The 17,993-nt window shown below is 41.7% G+C and carries 10 protein-coding genes and 2 pseudogenes; 4 read left to right on the forward strand and 8 right to left on the reverse strand.

Annotation, left to right across the window (positions count from 1 at the left end):
- Positions 1–800 precede the first annotated feature (800 nt).
- Positions 801–997 (reverse strand): annotated as a pseudogene (locus CIK99_RS15725) (IS1380 family transposase); the annotation flags it as partial.
- A 98-nt stretch (positions 998–1,095) separates the two neighbouring features.
- On the opposite strand from CIK99_RS15725, the gene CIK99_RS06060 reads away from it, so the two are divergent.
- Positions 1,096–3,507 carry a glycosyl hydrolase gene (locus CIK99_RS06060; protein ID WP_256387390.1) on the forward strand — a complete coding sequence of 804 codons (2,412 nt, stop codon included), beginning with the start codon at positions 1,096–1,098 and terminating at the stop codon, positions 3,505–3,507.
- Between the two features lie 665 nt (positions 3,508–4,172).
- On the opposite strand, the gene CIK99_RS06065 is transcribed toward CIK99_RS06060, so the two are convergent.
- The 7 genes and pseudogenes from CIK99_RS06065 to CIK99_RS06095 all read right to left on the reverse strand — a co-directional run bounded on the left by CIK99_RS06065 (position 4,173) and on the right by CIK99_RS06095 (position 16,558).
- Complete coding sequence (locus CIK99_RS06065; protein WP_158215917.1) at positions 4,173–5,183, reverse strand: IS3 family transposase; 1,011 nt, start codon at positions 5,181–5,183, stop codon at positions 4,173–4,175.
- Positions 5,159–5,578: pseudogene (locus tag CIK99_RS06070) on the reverse strand (helix-turn-helix domain-containing protein); the annotation flags it as partial. The gene CIK99_RS06065 and the pseudogene CIK99_RS06070, both read right to left, overlap by 25 nt.
- A 398-nt stretch (positions 5,579–5,976) precedes the next feature.
- Entirely contained in the window at positions 5,977–9,918 is a 3,942-nt protein-coding gene (locus tag CIK99_RS06075; RefSeq protein ID WP_094380667.1) for an NACHT domain-containing NTPase, read from the reverse strand.
- Positions 9,919–9,929: 11 nt separating this feature from the next.
- Complete coding sequence (locus CIK99_RS06080) at positions 9,930–11,951, reverse strand: site-specific DNA-methyltransferase (RefSeq protein WP_094380668.1); 2,022 nt, start codon at positions 11,949–11,951, stop codon at positions 9,930–9,932.
- A gap of 6 nt (positions 11,952–11,957) precedes the next feature.
- Positions 11,958–14,882: a DEAD/DEAH box helicase family protein gene (locus tag CIK99_RS06085; protein WP_094380669.1), complete on the reverse strand. Its 2,925-nt coding sequence runs from the start codon at positions 14,880–14,882 to the stop codon at positions 11,958–11,960.
- Positions 14,883–14,918: 36 nt separating this feature from the next.
- Positions 14,919–16,346 carry an RNA-binding domain-containing protein gene (locus CIK99_RS06090; protein ID WP_094380670.1) on the reverse strand — a complete coding sequence of 476 codons (1,428 nt, stop codon included), beginning with the start codon at positions 16,344–16,346 and terminating at the stop codon, positions 14,919–14,921.
- The gene (locus tag CIK99_RS06095; RefSeq protein WP_371590985.1) at positions 16,346–16,558 is read right to left on the reverse strand and encodes a helix-turn-helix domain-containing protein; all 213 of its coding nucleotides are present in this window, start codon (positions 16,556–16,558) and stop codon (positions 16,346–16,348) included. Before CIK99_RS06095 ends, CIK99_RS06090 begins: the two co-directional genes overlap by 1 nt.
- A gap of 276 nt (positions 16,559–16,834) precedes the next feature.
- Between CIK99_RS06095 and CIK99_RS06100 the strand changes: the two genes are divergently transcribed.
- The 3 genes from CIK99_RS06100 (at position 16,835) to CIK99_RS06110 (ending at position 17,908) form a co-directional block, all read left to right on the forward strand.
- Positions 16,835–17,086 carry a helix-turn-helix transcriptional regulator gene (locus CIK99_RS06100; RefSeq protein WP_094380671.1) on the forward strand — a complete coding sequence of 84 codons (252 nt, stop codon included), beginning with the start codon at positions 16,835–16,837 and terminating at the stop codon, positions 17,084–17,086.
- 177 nt (positions 17,087–17,263) lie between these two features.
- Positions 17,264–17,527: a hypothetical protein gene (locus tag CIK99_RS06105; RefSeq protein ID WP_094380672.1), complete on the forward strand. Its 264-nt coding sequence runs from the start codon at positions 17,264–17,266 to the stop codon at positions 17,525–17,527.
- 30 nt (positions 17,528–17,557) lie between these two features.
- Entirely contained in the window at positions 17,558–17,908 is a 351-nt protein-coding gene (locus tag CIK99_RS06110; RefSeq protein ID WP_094380673.1) for a hypothetical protein, read from the forward strand.
- Positions 17,909–17,993 lie beyond the last annotated feature (85 nt).

A 17,993-nucleotide genomic window follows, 5' to 3' on the forward strand; every position in this document is an offset into this window, starting at 1 on the left:
ATTGCTTGAGAAAATTGCGAGTCTCTTTGATTCCACACTGGATGACCTGCTTGAGAGGGCTATGGCAGATGAAGAAACAAGGCAAGACTTGGAACGCATTCTCAGATGTGATCAAGATTTCAAAAAGCAACCTATGGATTAACGCTTTTTAAGCAGAAAGAGCGAAATACCTAAAGGCTAATTGTTTAATATCTATTTTTAAAAGAGTCAATCCCCACTACAGCTGCTTCTGTGGGTGTGGGAAACTTTAGTTATTGAATTTCAACTCTATGACAAGGGCAGGCTTGCTGACATTGCGACCATTGGTAAACTGTCCACAAAAGAGGACGTTCATGCCTGCGGGACAATGATCTGTCACCTGTCCTTGCCTGTAATATATAACTTTGCATCACCCCAAAAAATGGTAAAGTTGGAATATGGCATAGTTGATGTGCTACTAATATTTTAATAACAATTAATACTTCTATTGGCAAAAAGTTGCTAAAAGTACTTGGATTTATTGGAAAAAAGTTGTAACTTTGCAGTCGAAACGATGGAAAAAAGTTGCAAACATGCTTAAAAGAAAGATAATAGACAGACTCGAAAAGTGGTATCTGTCAGGACATTACAAAGCTCCACTGGTGTTCGGCGCAAGACAAGTAGGCAAAACAACCGCCAGGCATAATCTACCTCCCATTGTATATGGCATCATTGATATATTATATACCTTTGCACCCACATAATCCAAACATATAAAGATATGACTGACTTGAGGATGGAGTTCACCTCATACTCGATGCCGTTAATCTCTTCTCGCTTCCATCCACGCAGTTGCCTCCGCAGAAATAGACACTTGCCAGCGAACCAGTAATCTCGCGCTTTGATAGCCGTATGACGTACACCTCAGACCCAGCACTTTGTCGATAACTGGACCCACAAAACAGAAAAGAAGCTCTCTCACATGAAATATTCCTCCAAAAGGAGTGATTTTCTCAGATTTTATTTGTACCTTTGACACGTCATTTATGATTGTGCTTGTTGTTAAACTAAAATACTGTGGAATTTAGGTCTATGAAGAAAATTGCGTGTTTATTTTTGGTATGTGTGTCTGCTGTTATGGCAGTTGCACAGGGGTATCGGAATGATTTTATTTCGCCGACTGACGGGCAGCGTTCATTGATAATATGGCAATGGATGGATGGGCTTGTCAGTAAGGAGGCTATCACGAAAGATCTGGAGGCTTTCAAGGCTGCTGGACTATCTGGCGTACAAAATTTTCAGATTGGCGGTGACCAGCAAAGCAGGGTTGGTGACCCCACCTGCGCTATCGGTTCAGAGAAATGGAAGTCTATGATGCGTTGGACGATGGATGAGTGCCAGCGTCTCGGGCTCACCTTCGGTACCCACAACTGCCCCGGATGGTCATCAAGTGCCTACGGAACAGTGACACCGGAATATAGCATGCAGAAACTTGTGTTCTCAGAAACAAAGATGCCCGACACAGCTGTTGGCAAAGGCAAGAAAAAACCTATCTTTATTAGTGTCGCACTCCCTCGTCCAAAGGTTGACGAAAAATACAACTATTACGAAGACATCTGCCTCTTGGCACTTCCTGACGACAGCATTGTCATGAAGGAAAACATAATAGACCTGACACAGTATTTTGACAAGTCATCTCAGATAGCAAACATTCCTTCTGCCCTTGCCAAAGACATTTCCGGGTATAGCCTTCTGCGCTTCGGACACACGACAAACGGAAAGACCAACGAAGCACAAGCCCCTCTGTCGGGACAAGGGCTGGAGTGTGACAAGATGAACAGGGTGGCTGTAAAAGCCTTTTGGGATGCATATCCACAGATGCTCATAGACATTGCAGGACCTCATGCCGGCAAAACGTTTAATATAATAGAGATAGACAGCTATGAGGCTGGCGGTCAGGATTGGAGTGTGGTTTTGCCAGATGAGTTCTTGAAACGGAAGAAATATGACATACTGCCATACCTGCCTTACATCGTAGGGCGCAACATCATCGGCAGTAAGGAAGAGTCGGCACGATTCAAGAAAGACCTTGTAGATGTTGTCACCTCACTCTTTGCAGAAAACTATTATGGCTATATGAATCAGCTGGCACGCAAGACATCCGGTATGCAGCTGATGATAGAGCCGTATGGTACAGGCGGGCAGAAGCCATTCCAAGTGCTCGATATCAACAAGATACTCAAGGAGGCAAACAGCGCAGTCATAGCGACAGAATTCTGGGTAAAGCCCGAGACATGGGGTTGGAAAGACATGAAGCGTCATGAGCAGGTGATGAGAAATCTACAACGCCCGTTACTTGCCGCAGAAGCCTTTACGTGCTGGCCTCTTCACGCATGGAAAGACGACCCGCAATCCTTAAAGCCGATATGCGACAAAGCCTACTGCAATGGTGTTAACAGGATGATGCTCCATGCAGGCGCCTGCAACCCTTGGACAAATGTAGAGCCGGGAATGTCATTCGGCATCTGGGGCACACATTTCGTACCCAATCAGACATGGTGGAAAGCTGGTGGAGCACGCGCACTATTCGACTACATGGCACGCTGTCAGTCGCTACTGCAACGTGGTGTGCCGACGAAACAGCAATGGAAGGGAACGGATAAGTTCATGACCTATCAGCGCACTGACGGAGATAATGACATACTGTTCCTCTGTAATCCTACAAACAAAAGCGTATCAGACACCATCCGGCTTGCCTCCGTTGCCAAAGGCAGGAAACTGGAGATATGGGATGCATACAATCTTACTATGCAGAAGATAGACGACAGACCTATGATACTCTCCATAGAGCCGTACGGTTCAAGATTTATCATTATCTCAGATACAGAGACATCTTCTGAAACGCCACGTCCTGAAAACCAACTGCTAACCTCACTCCCGACCAGCGACGGCAGGACAGAGATAGATAAAGGGTGGAAGGTGGCTTTTCACTATAAAGACGCTGATGACATCATTGTTGATAATGACACTCTGTTCGACTGGACGACATCCTCTGACAGCAACGTAAGATATTTCTCAGGGACAGCGACTTACAGCAATTCGTTTACCATTAAGAAACTGAAGAAAGACGCACGCTATATCATCAGCTTAGGTCAAGTAAAAAACCTTGCCTCTGTAACCGTCAATGGCAAGCCCTTCCCCACTCTATGGAAGGCACCATTCCTATTGGATATCACCTCTGCCATACATAAAGGCATCAACACCATAAGCATTGACGTTACCAACCTGTGGCCTAACCGCATGATAGGCGATGAGCAGGAGCCAGACGACATAGAATGGTCAGCCCCCCTGACATACACCTATGCCCCAGGCAGTCCTACGGCAGGTCGTTATATGGCAAAGATTCCCGAGTGGCTGAGCAATGGCACCCCACGCCCCTCCAAAGGAAGAAAGACCGTCGGATGCTTCAAGTTCTTCACAAAAGAATCCCCCCTGCTTCCATCAGGATTGTTGGGTTCTATAGAACTATTGACTACGAAAATAAGATAAACTTCAAGAGCATATCTGTGGTGCAGAGCAACAACTGTGCCCTCTCCACCTTTTTCTTATTGATATATTGTAATGGAGATGTACCGATTTTTTTCTGAAAAGACGAATCAGATAAGTTTTGGTAATACAAACCACTTCCGACAGATCATCAATATCAATCTCCTCACGATATGTGAATGTATATACTCCTGCACACGTCTCATACGCTCATCCGATGTCCACAAATGTGGCGATGCATAACGTAAGAATCGGGAGAAACGCATCAGCATTGACCCACGGAGTTCCATTTTCTGCCATAGCGACAAATCATTATAACTCCGTGTCAGGAGGTTTCAGCCTATTAATCTTATTTTCTCTCCAACTCATTCTTCATAATCTCCATCTTAGTGTCTTCAAAATACTTTCTTGCCAGGAAGAACCATTGAAGATATTGTGCAAGATAGTGTTTCAACTAAAAACAAATCCATATCTTCTATTATTTATAAGTTTCACTATAGACCCTATTCTACCGCCCCCCCTGTTGTGAGCTATTGGCTTCGGGGATGGCAATAGAGGTAAGAACATTGCAAAGATAAAGAAAATAAACGGAAGTTATATATGCTTGAAATAGTTTTAACACGAATTTAACGTAAGCCATCAGTACCCCCGTCGGGACAGGGGACAGGTCATGAAGTGAACCCACAAAGTTGGACGGGTAAATAACTGTGAGCCTGTTCGAATGCCTTTCTGTATAAAACAGGAGACATACCGTTGAGTCTCAATTTTATTCTTTCATTATTGTAGTATTCCATATACTCTTTTAAATCAGTTATAAATGAATCCATCGATGTGTATTCCTTTGCATACAGCAGCTCAGACTTCATTATTCCAAAGAAGTTCTCCATTACGGAATTGTCAAGACAATTTCCCTTTCTCGACATACTCTGAATAATATGGTGGTTCTTCAGACTCCTCTGGTATGCGGCATGCTGGTAGTGCCATCCCTGGTCAGAGTGCATCAGCATGCCTTCTGTAGAGCCAACTTCGTCATAAAGTTGGTTAAGCATGTCCATCACCATCTTAAGGTTTGGTGAATCCGAGATCGCATAGGAGAGAATCTCTCCATTAAACATGTCAAGCACTGGTGAGAGATAAATTTTGGAACCGCCTATGTTTATTTGGGTTACGTCGGTAGCTACCTTTTGCAAAGGCCTGTCTGCCGTGAAATCCCTATTAATCACATTGGGCGCAGTCTTGCCGACATCACCCTTGTATGACCTGTATCTCACTTTACGCACCTCACATTTAAGCCCCAACTCATCCATGAGTCTTTTGACTGTCTTATGGTTGATGCCTTGGACATCTTTTCGCAACTCCTCAGTCACTCTCAGATACCCGTACCGGCCTTTGTGCCTATGGAAGATTGTTGCTATTTTGTCCTTCACATCCTTGTATTTGTCATCATTGCCAATATTTTTCATGTGATAGTAAAAAGTGCTGCGTGCCATCTTCTTCAACTCCAGCAGGAGATTGAGATCCACATGCTCCTCGCGCCTTAGTTCGTCAATGGCCCGCGCCCAATCCTTCTGTTTCGGGACTCTCTTTCCTCGACTAAGGCTTTCACTTTTTTTAGCAGCAGGTTCTCTGCCCTGAGGCGTTCGTTCTCCTTGCGGAGCCTCTCGTTTTCCTTCTCCCACTCTTCCTTTGCTAATCGTCTCATAATGCTCTTGGATTGTTCTCTTGGCGATGGTTGCTTTCTTGCAAGCGCATCCTTTCCACCCTTGTTGAACTTGGATAGCCAACTGACTAAGGTACTGGATGAGATACCATGCTTAGAACTAATCTCCGGCAAAGTTAGCTCAGATTCTTGATATTCACGAATTATTTCGCATTTTTTTTCAAATGAATACTGATTTTTCTTACATATACGCTTGTTTTCAAGCCCAGAGACGCCTTTTTCTTTATAAATGTATAACCACTCATAAATTTGATGGTGTCCAATGTGTAAACGGTCAGACACTGAACGAGGAGAGTTGCCCGCCTCTACTAATCTAATAGCTTCTAACTTTTCTTCTAATGTTCTTCTTCGCATATGAACAGTAAGGGTTGTGTCCAACTTTATGGGTTCACTTCAGTCAGTGTCCTACTTGTCTATACCATGATAACATGAAAAGTTACCGTCAATTCTTCCTTTTCCACGTCCCAATTCAATGATACCAGCCCAGCATCGTGAAAACTGTAGTCTTTCGGAAGATACTTAAAGAGTTCGTCTAACCCTTTAATCTTATGTCTAAGTGTAGAAACAATCATTTGTCTGAGATTCTTTTAATTACTATTGGTTTATCTACTCGAAGTATTGCATTCGTTACTTTTTTCGGATGGCCTTTAAAGCGACATTCAATCATTTTATGGCTTTTCAAGATCTCTATCTCGTATCGTTTGTGCCCCGATTTTAGCGCGATACTCATGAAATCAGTCATAAGTACATCATTATTTTTTACCACTCTTCCTTTTAACCGACATTCCGGTTTCAGTTTCACTGCTACATTTACAGTCTGATAGCATAACAATGGTGTCATTTAAATCAGAGTATTCTTCCTTAAGCTTATTAAATTTCTTCTTTGAACTGTTAGGCTTCTTTACATCAAAAATCCAAAAAACAGATAGACAGGCATTTGTTGCATTTGTGTATTGAACAAACTTCTTCTTATACTTATTCCGCTCGTCATCTTTTTGAATTTCCTTGTTATTAAGCAGTTTAAGTTCTATCATAATAGGTCGACACATGCCATAACTCATAAGAATATCAGTTCGTTTGTTGTCTTGTAATGCAACTTCTCGATCAATCCTAATCTCTGTAAGCCCCATTTGACTGCATTTATTTATAATCGTATTTTTGAGTTCTCTTTGTATGAAGTCTTCACTTAGATTATCTTGTCTGACGACGGAGTATATACCTTCATCCTGAATAGTTTTTTGGACTTCTTGACAAACAACCAGAAAATATTTTCTCAAATCATATTCATTCTTAATTGGCAGATATTTTTTCTCCAAACATCTATTATATAATCTAACGGCATTACTTATTTTGTCGGTTGTGTTTTGCATTATCAGGATTTCATATCTTGACAAGATGCTAAATAGCATATAAATAGGCTTGGTGAAATTATATTCATCCACCATGCTTCTTAAACGACAGAAATGTGAGGCTTCTCCCGTCAGAGTAAAATACAAACAAGTTTGCTTTAATAGATATTCTGCATATTCTCGATAGCTATGGTCTTCAACAAATGATAAGGTAAAACAAAACAACTCATACATCTGTTCATCAAGATACATATTACCAGCTATTGGCATAAAACACCTGAACATACTGGGGCTTTGGCTTGTCATCTCTGACTCCGCAAGTGATATGGCGCGTGCATGTCCAGATTCAAAATCCAATGATTTAATCTTATGAGTCTTTAGATAATTCATTCGCCAAAATATGGACTCTTGGTCTTGGAACTTTTCTATCATTATACCATTGCACATCATTTTTAGACTATCAATATCCTCGTTTGAGAGCCTGTCAAATAAAGATTTGTACTTATCTAATGTCCATTGACAATATTTATCAGTAGCAATCAGTTCCAAAGATTTTGAAGCTGCTGATACATGATTGATGTCTTGGCATTTTACATATTCTTCTACGAACTCCTCTAGTTTATACGAAAGCACATCAATTCCGTATTCGGTAATACATGTTATAATGTTTTCGTAATAGAAGTTCATATAATCGTCAGCCCTTGAAGCCCACCATTTTACTAATTCTTCTTTCTCTTTTGGTTCGATGTCACCAATGATATGCCTGTATATTTCTCTTATTTCATCATTGTTATACTCATAAGTACACAATAACGTCGGAATTGATTTTGCAATCAATAGGCGATGTTTAAATAGAATATCACGATTCCCCAATTTAAATAGTGTTCTAACTAATATTGGCAAATTATATAATACAGTTGAAATAGTAAATGTATTATTATCTTTAATCTTTACTTCTGTAACATCTAAATTGATTTTCGATAAATAGCTTACGACAAAATCAACAAATGATGTAGTATCCAGACTTGAAAGGTATTCAAAGTTTTTACATAATATTAAGGCAACCTCTATCTTTTCATATTCAGACTTATTTTTGTCACTTAAGATCTTGTACTTTTCTTCCAATATTTGTCGTTGTGTAGTTATTTCATTTTCTTGTTTGGGAGAATTATCCCATCGACTGAAAGTATCTGCGTATTTAGATAAGTATTCGGATATATCATCCTTCTTACTTTCATCCTTGCGTATTTTATTTACTAATGTAATGATGCAATTATCTTTAACCCATTCGTCTGCACCAATTGAAGATAATACATTTTCTACAGCTTTAATTATCGTAACGTCAATTAGAGAAGAGTCTAGTTTAGTCAAAACATGTTCAAAATCCCAATAATATTCAAAGTTTTTATAAAATTCAAGAGCTGTTACATTGTTTAGCAAAATAGTTCTGACAATCCTATCAAAATCTTCATTATTGAAATGATAATGATGCTGTACTCGCATACATACTATTTTGACCATTACTAACCTAGTCTTCGAATCCTTATCCCAAACAATTTCAAACTGTTTTGGGAGATACAAATCATAGCTGACTGAGAGTGCTCCTTTTTTGTTTAGGAACTTATCAATTTTATTATCTTCAACTATCTTCTGGTATATATAGGCAATCGTTTCAGCATCCGTCTGATACAATATTGCATTTATCGCATATGGGTTTTGATTATAACACTCTTCTATCCATATTTTTGTTATTTGCTTTTCTATAATCTTACCATAACCAGTCACTTCAATATACTTATTTCGTATATCCTGTTCCCAACTGCAGTATGAAGAAGACAATTCTATGAGCTCTGTTTTATCCTTTAATGCGTCAAAAATACATATGGCATTTCTCTGCTTATCAACATCGGTTGATCTAACAAGCTCTTTAGCTGCGTTAGTCCAGTATTCTTCCACAAGGGCATCAAGACTTTGCATATCTTTGCAAAGTGCCTCCAATATAGTATATATGTTATATAGCTGTATCTTATTTAGATTCTCGTAAGAAACTAATAGTGTGCTATTGCATTTGGTTGAATAACACTCAGCCAAAAGCCTTAACACGTCCCCTCTCCAACTAATATATACGTTGTTGTGCTGAAAGTTCTCAAATAACAATTTGAATAATTCCTCTTTTTGAGAAGTCTGCAAATAATCAGGCTCTACGTATTTCGTAAGACGAGCAAACACCTCGCTGTCTAAATTGCGTTCGTATGAGAGCAGTAATTTTATTGTATTTATAAAGGTCTCTGTATCAGACAAGTAAGAAATATGAGGTATTATGTCGAACCAATTCGGGTATATATGCCTCAACTCCTTCTGTACTGCCAGATCATAGATTACGCTCTCTATATAGCTTTGACGACATAATTCTTTTGCTGCAAGATATTCCTGCAATTCTGTGTTTCCTAATTTTAGTTTATTTCCCTTGTCAATCAGAATTCTGTTTTGGAAATACAATAAATCAACATTTGCAATAAGCAATTGAGACATATTGCCAGTCAAACCATCAAGAATCGTGTAAAGTTCGTCCTTAGTAATATAATCTTTGCGACCAATCTCTATTACAAGCGCGATTTTCTCTAAAACACGTTGAACAAGAAACTTTGTGTTTCTATTATTCAATGGCTTGTAGTTTTCCAATGCTTGTTCAATACTTTTATCAACGATGTATTCAAACAAATCGCCAATAGTATTGCATTCTATACTATGTTCTTCAAGTTCAATGAGGAAATTCAAATACCGTGGAGTCCTCAATAACTCAAATAACTTTGGGGATTTTGCAATACAATCTTGTGTATTCTGTGAAAAATTTCTTATAACATTCTTGATGTCTTCTTGTTTGAGTTTCTGAATCTCAAGATAGTGCAGTCCTTCGCATGATGCGAAATACTGCCTGTATGTACTTACATAGTGACTCCTACATGAAAAGAAAACATTAGTTGAAGGATGAGTCTTCTTAAAATGATTGATATCACGCAGTATATTAAAAAACTTATTATGATCAACTTCATCAAGAGCATCTATAATGCAGTACTTGAAATGTTGAGGAATATTTTCCTTATTAAATTTGTTAGCATCCCACTTTGTATAATCCTCTGTATTTATTGATGATTGCACTTCCTCTAACAAACGACTCTTGCCCATACCAGGCTCACCGACAATGCAAAGAAAAGACTCATTTAACACATCTTTTATTGACAATTCAGGCTGAATGTCAAATATTGATCTCGTGACATTCTCATTGGCAATGAGAGTGTCTACGCTGTCATATTTTTCTATGTTAGGAGTTATATATTGTATCATATAAGAAAAGGCTATAAGACAAAAATTGTTTCATCTCCGCAGATGTTGCGGATTTTGAGACGTAGAGGTTGCTTTGGTGCATAGATTTTTGCATCCCAGAAGTTCTTTGTCTTCTGGCCGTTGAGAATGACGTAGCCGAGTTTGTCTATCTTCACTTCTGAGTCACTGTGCCATTCGCCTTCTGTGGCAGTACAGTCAACCGAAAGGTATTCAATTGTCTCAAGACCTTCTTTGCTGATTGAGATTGGATTGAACTTTTTCTTCTTGTCGGCACCCATGTTCTTTGCGTTGAAGTCATAGATCTTCTGCAATACTCGGTCACTGACGAACTTGGTTATCTCTATGTCGAAACCTTCCTTTTCTATCTTCTTACCGCAGAGTTCCTCGGTAGCACGTTCCACCTTATACTCGGCATAGTCCTCTGCCACTACATCATCAAGCACCACTTTCAGGTCACGTAGTTCCACAAAATCCTTTGGCACAGATTTGTCCTCGTTGATGAACTTGTATATTTCCTCTTCGCTGGTGATGTCAACGTAATAGACGATGACCTTCTTGATGTCGCTTGGCAGTTCGGGAATTGCCTCGTGCAGTATGCGGTTCATCATCACTTCATCGAGCAGTTTTGATGAGCTGTCCATGAGGTTAGGCACATAGACAGGCACCTTGCCCAACTTTGAATCGCTGATGTAACCCTCCCAGAACTCATCCACGCTATCATCGTTCTTCATGCCCGGCATGAGTCGGCAGATGTTATCCATCGTCTGCTGAGGGTTGCGATAGAGCCGTACGCCGTCTTTTACTTCTTTAACCTCAAAGCTAGCGCCAGCACTTACCAATCGGTCGCGTGCTGTCTGTATGCTGTTAATGCCGATGTCGTTATGGATGAATCTTCTACCAAGACGGTTTGCCACAGCAGCAGTCACACCGCTGCCTCCGAAGAAGTCGGCCACAAGCATTCCTTCGTTAGACGAGGCTTTTATGATGCGCTCCAAAAGGGCTTCGGGCTTCTGGGTGGCGTAATCAACCAATTCGTTCCCTGTCTTAGATGGCAAGATATCGTCCCAAATACTTTGAACTCTTCTGCCTTGCTCTACATATTCGTCTTCATATTCTTTTAAATAAGGAGTACCTGTAGAACTATAATATATTCTGTTCTGCCGTTCAAGTTCATCGATGTTCTCTTGTGAATAACTCCAATGGCGACCTGCTGGTGGTAACAATTCTTTCCCTCTAAATATTCTTGATGGCCCTGATCCAGGAGCTGTAATAGGACCAGGATAGAATTTTCTACCTGTACCTTCTTCTATATTTTTAAAACGTGTAGATTTATGTTCCTCTGTTAAATCAATGAATATTTCGTGAAAGAAGTATTCTTGGTTTTTTGAGTACCAGAATATCGTATCATGAACAATACCATATTTTCCAGCATCGTTATGTGCTCCAGTTCTTTTCCAAACAATTTCATTTCTGAAATTATCCTCTCCAAATATCTCATCCATCAGTATCTTCACATAATGTCCAATATGGTAATCCAAGTGCACATAGATACTTGCCGTATCGCTCATCACACTCTTTATAGCTACAAGATTCTCGTACATCCAGTTGAGGTATTTCTCCTTGTCCCACACATCGCCATACATCGTTTCCTCAAAGGCTTTGAGTTCATCAATATCAAGCTCTGTCTCTGCCTGTGAAATAGCCTCAGCCACCTTCGGATTGCGACGCACATACACTTTCTTTGCATAGTCGGCACCGCTGGCAAATGGTGGGTCGATATACACGAGGTCAACCTTTATGCCTTGTTCTTTGAGGTAGGCACAGGCCGAGAGACACTCGCCGCGGATAATCATATTATCTGTGTCAGCATCGCCCACTTTCTCGGTTGTCTCCACCTCATAGTAAGGCATACCACGACGCAAGCGACCACTAAGGTCTTCCACCCCACGATAGCGGAGTGTGCGGTTGAAATTGTTCAGGAGGGCTTGTCCCTCAATAGGTTCTGGAAAGAACGGAATATATTTTACTGCCATAGTGTTTTATGCAAAGAATTTGTTGATGATATCGTTTGTCTTATTGATGCGCTCGTTGTCGGTGAGGGAGTCTTCGAGGTAGAGATAGTCAAAGCGTTTATAACCGAACTTCTCTTCGTTCTGCTTAAGGAACTGTCCCTCGACGAATGCCCTACGGTCTTTGAAAGCTTCGTCCTGAGCATAGAGTGCGCCTTTTGTCTCTACGATAAGCGCCTTGTGGATTTTGTCATCCTTGCGCTTCACAATGAGGAAGTCAGGCGTGTAGCGACCGATAAATTTCCATTGGTTGTGAGCATTCTTCTTGAAGCAGTCGATGCGGAACTCCGTGAATTGTCCGTCACCATTGTAATACACTTCCAGATCATGCTCATGGATGCATTGCTGCGTCAGAACCTCATTAAGGAAGACAGATTCAAAATCACTATCCACATGGTAAGGAAGATAATGGTATGAGCGGTCTTTGTTAGGCTCGCTGGTGAACTTCGCTCGGAGTTGCTCTGCCATCTCTGTCTGTCCCATAGCAATCAATCCGTCAATGATGGTTTGTGTCTTTTCGTCCACAAGCACCTCGCCTCGGTCTTCCTTCACGATATTCTCCACCTTATCCTTTTCTGGGATGTAATCGCTCACCTTTGATTTCAACACTTCAATAGGCGAGAATATGGTATCGGCATTGATGTGCAGCAGCGAGGCATCGGTGTCGATGAGGTCCTGCTGAATGCTGAGTATGCGCTTCTCGTAGAAGGCTTTGCGTATGTTGGCATTTACCTTCGCTATGCTGTAATGTGAACTGAATCTTGTCACACCCTCTGCGTCGGTATAGGTTATCGAATCAAATATTGTCTGTAAAGCATCTGACTGACGGTTGAGCTGCGGGATGGAGAGCTGGCCGAAACTATCCTTTGCAATGCGATACAGCCACTGGTTGTAGTTGGCTTCCTCGCTGCCATGCTCTCCGCTGTCGGCAATGGTGCTTGTGCGTTGAAGACCTCGGTTTGTAATTTGCCATTCGGTCACTACAGGGTTATCTATATGAGCAGAATCGGTGGCATGGTTTATCTCTTCACGAGTTCTTTCGTAGGTAACTGGTTCTGCAACCATACCCGTACTTGTCACACGCATCTGGTAGAACTCCACTTTGGGCAGATGCAGATGATCCGTACGGTCGTAGCGGTTGAGCAGAACGGTTTCCTCATGCTTCTTGCCCTGTTGGAACTCTTGAATGGAGATATGCTGCTGTTTCTGCAGTTGCTCGTCAAGATACTTGTAGTTCTCGCTGTTCATGTAGATGAGGGCAGTTTCCTGACTGGCATCCGTCACCTCACGCAGACAGCGGCAAGAAGTTTGTAGCACCATGTTCTTCGGACAATCCTTCTCTTGCGAGAGGATGATGCCCGTAAGGCTCTTGCAATCCCAGCCCTCCTTACCAATCTGTACAAGAAGCACAATACGCTTGCGTGACTGTGGACGATCAAGCATGGCAAACTCAGCGCGAGCCGTCTGGGGGGCAGGATATTGTTTGTTGCCCTCGTGGAACTTCAGCACCGCCTCTGCCGGGTCAATGCCTTCTTCTGCACATAGCTGGTTTACGAGCGGATAGATGACGGTCTCGAGCGTCTCGATGGTTCCGCAATAGATTCCCAATTTGGCGCATGTGCCATTGGTATAGACGGTATCTTTGTACAGACGCAGAAATTCACGCACTCCTTTCTCTACAATCTCCGTACGCTCGTTGCTATCGCTCTTAATGACCTTTGGTACTTTGAGGAAATTGCCTATACCTTCTGCCAATGGATAGTAGTTGGTGATGTTCGACATTTCGGTGGTGGCAACGCTCTGTGCTTCGGTCACAGCAATCTTGTCCTTCTTGTCCAGATAAGGTGTGCCAGAGAAACCCATTACGGTAGTGATGGTGCCCTGGCTTGCCCAGCGGTTGACCACTGTACGCAGTTTTGCCTCGTCATCTGTAGCAGATGATGCCACATGATGCACTTCGTCAAGCAGAATGGAGAGGTGTGGCAGTTTGCCAATCTTGTTACGCAGCTCATTGGCAACTCGATCCTTCTCGTCGACAGATTTGTCATGGAAGTCAAACAATCCATCCGAACCTTTGTCGATGCGGTCAAGTATCACCTTCTCGGCATTGGTCACAGCAACAAGACCGAAGAGTTCGGCAAGAGGCTCGTGTATGGCAATCTTCTGTACGTTCGGGTTCTTGGTGCGGTTTGACTTGTTGGCACTCTTATTCTCGTCCAACATCTCAAACTTCAACTCGCGCTTCAACTGTGAAGCAGCCGGCTCGGGAATTACCCACGATGGATCAAAATCCTGTATGGTGCGAAGACTAGGAATTACAGAAGTCTTCAATCCCGATGGAACCATGACCATGAAGTTATGTGCAAAGGCAGGATTGTCCGGTTCCTGCTGTGCAAAATACAGATCGAGGTAGATGAATGCCGCCATAAGATAGGTTTTGCCTGCACCCATTGGAAGGCTGAACACATAGTCGGGATAATTCACGCCATAGAAAATGCGATTGAAGATGCCGTTAAAATCTATGTTTTGCGGCTCTTCCATCACCGCCTTTCGCAAAGCATCGGCAATCGGTTTTCCTTTCTCGTCCTTCAGTGAGGCAAATTCATAGAGTGCCACAGCGGCAGGTGATTCCTTGAATACCATGCGTGCAGCTGCAGAGAGTGGCATATTATCAATGTCATCGAGGGAGAGTGTATTGAACCTGCCTTGCTTAAAAAGAACAGCAAGCGGTTGGTTCTGGCATTCTATCTTAAGATACAAGTACGTCTTGATAGCATCCACCTGTGCATCACGCATCTTGCCTCGCTGCTCAATGTAGGTTATGAGCAGCGATGCGGGGCTGTCGGGACGTGAAAGCCACTGGTCGCGTTTTGTTGTTATTATATTGTAGAACATTTGGTCTGTTTGTTAATTTCTTTTGTCGATAAGGTTCTATTGACTTATCTCCCAATGACCTTCTTTACGTCCTCCGACACGAACCACTATTCCTTTTTCCTTGAGATCGTCAAGATCGCGTCTGATGGTCTTCTCGTTTACTCCTAATTTTGTGGACATTTCAATACGCCCTATATCAGGATTGTCTTGAATCATTGAAATAATAATAGATTGACGCTCTGATATTTCTTTGTGGACATCTTTGTGGACATCTTTGTGGACATTGTTGTCCGTGTTCGTTGCCGAGGTGTCTTTTTCTGTCCACTCAGCTTTCAGAGTAGCCTTTAAGATGAATGCATTGATGTGGAAAGAAGGAATTGCTGAGCCTCTTGTCTCTAACTCGTTACAGATGCGGTCAATGCCTTCACCAAACTCCTTGACATACTTGTATGCCTTTAGGTATTGGGCTATCTTTGGGTTGCGTGAGAAGTGGGTGTGACGGATATTGTCGGGACGTACAAGTCCGGGGAGGTCACCTGGTGTTTCAAAGACAAGGCGATCATCGAACATCTTTATTTGTATCTCAGTTCCCTTGATGTTGTATGCTCTATGGCAACAACTGTTTACCACCATCTCTTGGATAGCAAATTTTGGATAGTTGCGGTTAGTAACAAAACGTCCGTCTTGTCCCAAGAAGGTGTGTTCGCGAACCTGTGTTTCAAGATAGTCGATAGTACGACGAACCTGATTGAGGATGGCTCCCTCGAAAGTCACGTCCTTTACCACGTTCATTTCCGTGCCGACCTTTTCCTCTGTTCCTTCATAACGGATGAAACGGGTACGAGCACGAGGGAAGAAACGTTGTGGATTCTTGCCAAAGAGAAGAATGCAAGCGGTGCTTATCTTTTGCTGATCATCTACTTCTGTTACGAAATCGTTATTCTCTCGCAGGTACTCCATGGCAGATTTGCTATAGCCAATAACTTGAATGTAGTCGTTCACAAGGTTCATGTCAACATCATTGATGGTTGCACCATATACATCCTTGTCCTCATAGTAGCGTTCGCCCTTGTCATAAAGAAGTTGCATTCGCTCATCAAAGTTGAGTTTCTTACTCTTATCACCAACGCGCATGAAGCATTCGTCCGCCTGATTGGTGTGGAGTTGACCGCTGGCAGGGATATGAATGAGGAGAATGCGGTTTTCTTTACCTTCGGAATCTTTGCATGGAAGGTATTCGCATCGAACTTTTACAGAAGGATTGCAGAAGTCGAATGGTACACGGAGCAAATTGTTAAGACGTTCTTCATTGCCATCAACGCCCTCTATTCTTCGCGTCTTGTCAGATACACCGATAGCAAGCACACCACCATCTGCATTAGCCATTGCCACTATTGGAATCGCTAATGCCTTGGGCTCTATCTGAATGCTCTTGCGATCAAAGGTCTGTCCTTCTTTGCGAGCTATTATTTCTTCTAACGTCATTATTTCTCAGTGTCGTTAAGCAGATCTTTTACACTTACATCTAACGCAATGGCAATCTTGTCTAAGGTTTGCAGGTCTGGCTGAGCTGTATTGCTGCACCATTTAGATACGGTACAATTGCTTTTGCCAACTTGCGCTGCCAGCCATTTGCCAGTTCTGTCTTTTTCTGCCAAAACAACCTTGATTCTATTAAACTTCTTTATTTCTGCCATGATAAAACGTTTTAATTTAAACGCAAAAATATAAAAAATATTCGAGAAGGAAGAATTATTTAACGAAAAATAGTGTTTCGTGTGTCATTTTCTTTGAAATTTGCCTTTTCTGAAGGATTCTTCTGGCAAAACGCACCAAGTTGTTCCTGCTGTATTTGTACATAGTGCCCCCATTCTTATATTACAAAAACACAGGATTGTCCATGTTTGTCTGGGAATTTTTGTGTATTACAAAAATTATTTATAACTTTGCACGAAACGCAAAGAAATAGAAATATGAGTAATATTAGTAATACGGATAATACGAGTAACACCAGTAACGTCCCAAAGGGCGACATTAACCGTTTGAAGGAGGTGTTGGTGGAACAGAAAAAGACCGCGAAGTGGTTAGCAGAAAAGGTTGGTAGAGACCCTGCAACGGTCAGCAAGTGGTGCACTAACATTGTACAACCTAATCTCGAAACTCTTCGTCAAGTGGCAGCTATTCTGGACGTTGACATCAGGGATTTACTTTGCCCGACTAAATAATCGGGGAAAGAGGTGGATGAAGGGGCCAAGAAAGCTGATGTTTCGGAAAAGATTTCGGAAAAGGAATCCATTATTCAAAGGATGATTTTAAAAGGCATTCCTATACTCATAAAATGGGTGTCCTCGCTCGTGAAGGTGGTCGCAAAGACGGTCACTGGGTAATAATGAAGTAATGATATGATTAAGTTCTTCAAGATATTAGAAAAGATAGTGTGGGTATTGACTATTATCGCAATAGTCATTGTACTCGGTTTTATTGTAATAGCTTTTGTCAGTCACAAAGAAACTATATGGAGCTATGCAGAACCTATTATACCATACATCTACATTGTTGCAGGAACATTTGTGATATTCAGAATGATTGTTGTCGGAATCCAAATGTATCTGGAAATTCAGATTGCCGACAAGACTAAAGATTTACAATCGATAATAGAAAGCTAACAAAAACAACTGCAGACCCATGACAAAAAGATGTCGGTTAAGATTGATAGAATCATCAAAGATATTGCTACAATACCAACCGTGGACACCGAGGCAATAACCGAATCCCTTCGGAACAACTTACCTACTATCGTCAAGGATTTGGTTGATCAACAGGTAGCATTCATCAAACAGCAACTGGAAACAGAATACCAAGCAAAAGTTGATGAGGTTAACAAGCGAGCATTCACGGTAGATGCAGTTATCCAGAACCACGAAAAGCTCAATAAACTAAAGGAACAGTTAGCCATTAAAAAACAGAAGGAACGTGAGGCGCGGATGGAAAAAACAATAGAATATGCATCACTCTTTTACCTTACTGCTTTACAACAGCAAGTATAGCCTTGTATTTGGAATTACCATTTTTCATGGCAGTCTCAGCAATTGAGTGTATCTTTGCAAAGTCATCAGCCCCCTTGTCCGTTCG

It is taken from the genome of Prevotella sp. P5-92 (genome assembly GCF_002251245.1).
GTDB lineage: Bacteria > Bacteroidota > Bacteroidia > Bacteroidales > Bacteroidaceae > Prevotella.

Excerpts from the sequence above, each read along its gene's own strand:
- CIK99_RS06060 (WP_256387390.1), top strand. The coding sequence starts at position 1,096 with ATGGCAGTTGCACAGGGGTATCGGAATGATTTTATTTCGCCGACTGAC.
- CIK99_RS06075 (WP_094380667.1), bottom strand. The coding sequence starts at position 9,918 with ATGATACAATATATAACTCCTAACATAGAAAAATATGACAGCGTAGAC.
- CIK99_RS06080 (WP_094380668.1), bottom strand. The coding sequence starts at position 11,951 with ATGGCAGTAAAATATATTCCGTTCTTTCCAGAACCTATTGAGGGACAA.
- CIK99_RS06085 (WP_094380669.1), bottom strand. The coding sequence starts at position 14,882 with ATGTTCTACAATATAATAACAACAAAACGCGACCAGTGGCTTTCACGT.
- CIK99_RS06090 (WP_094380670.1), bottom strand. The coding sequence starts at position 16,346 with ATGACGTTAGAAGAAATAATAGCTCGCAAAGAAGGACAGACCTTTGAT.
- CIK99_RS06095 (WP_371590985.1), bottom strand. The coding sequence starts at position 16,558 with ATGGCAGAAATAAAGAAGTTTAATAGAATCAAGGTTGTTTTGGCAGAA.
- CIK99_RS06100 (WP_094380671.1), top strand. The coding sequence starts at position 16,835 with ATGAGTAATATTAGTAATACGGATAATACGAGTAACACCAGTAACGTC.
- CIK99_RS06105 (WP_094380672.1), top strand. The coding sequence starts at position 17,264 with ATGATTAAGTTCTTCAAGATATTAGAAAAGATAGTGTGGGTATTGACT.
- CIK99_RS06110 (WP_094380673.1), top strand. The coding sequence starts at position 17,558 with ATGTCGGTTAAGATTGATAGAATCATCAAAGATATTGCTACAATACCA.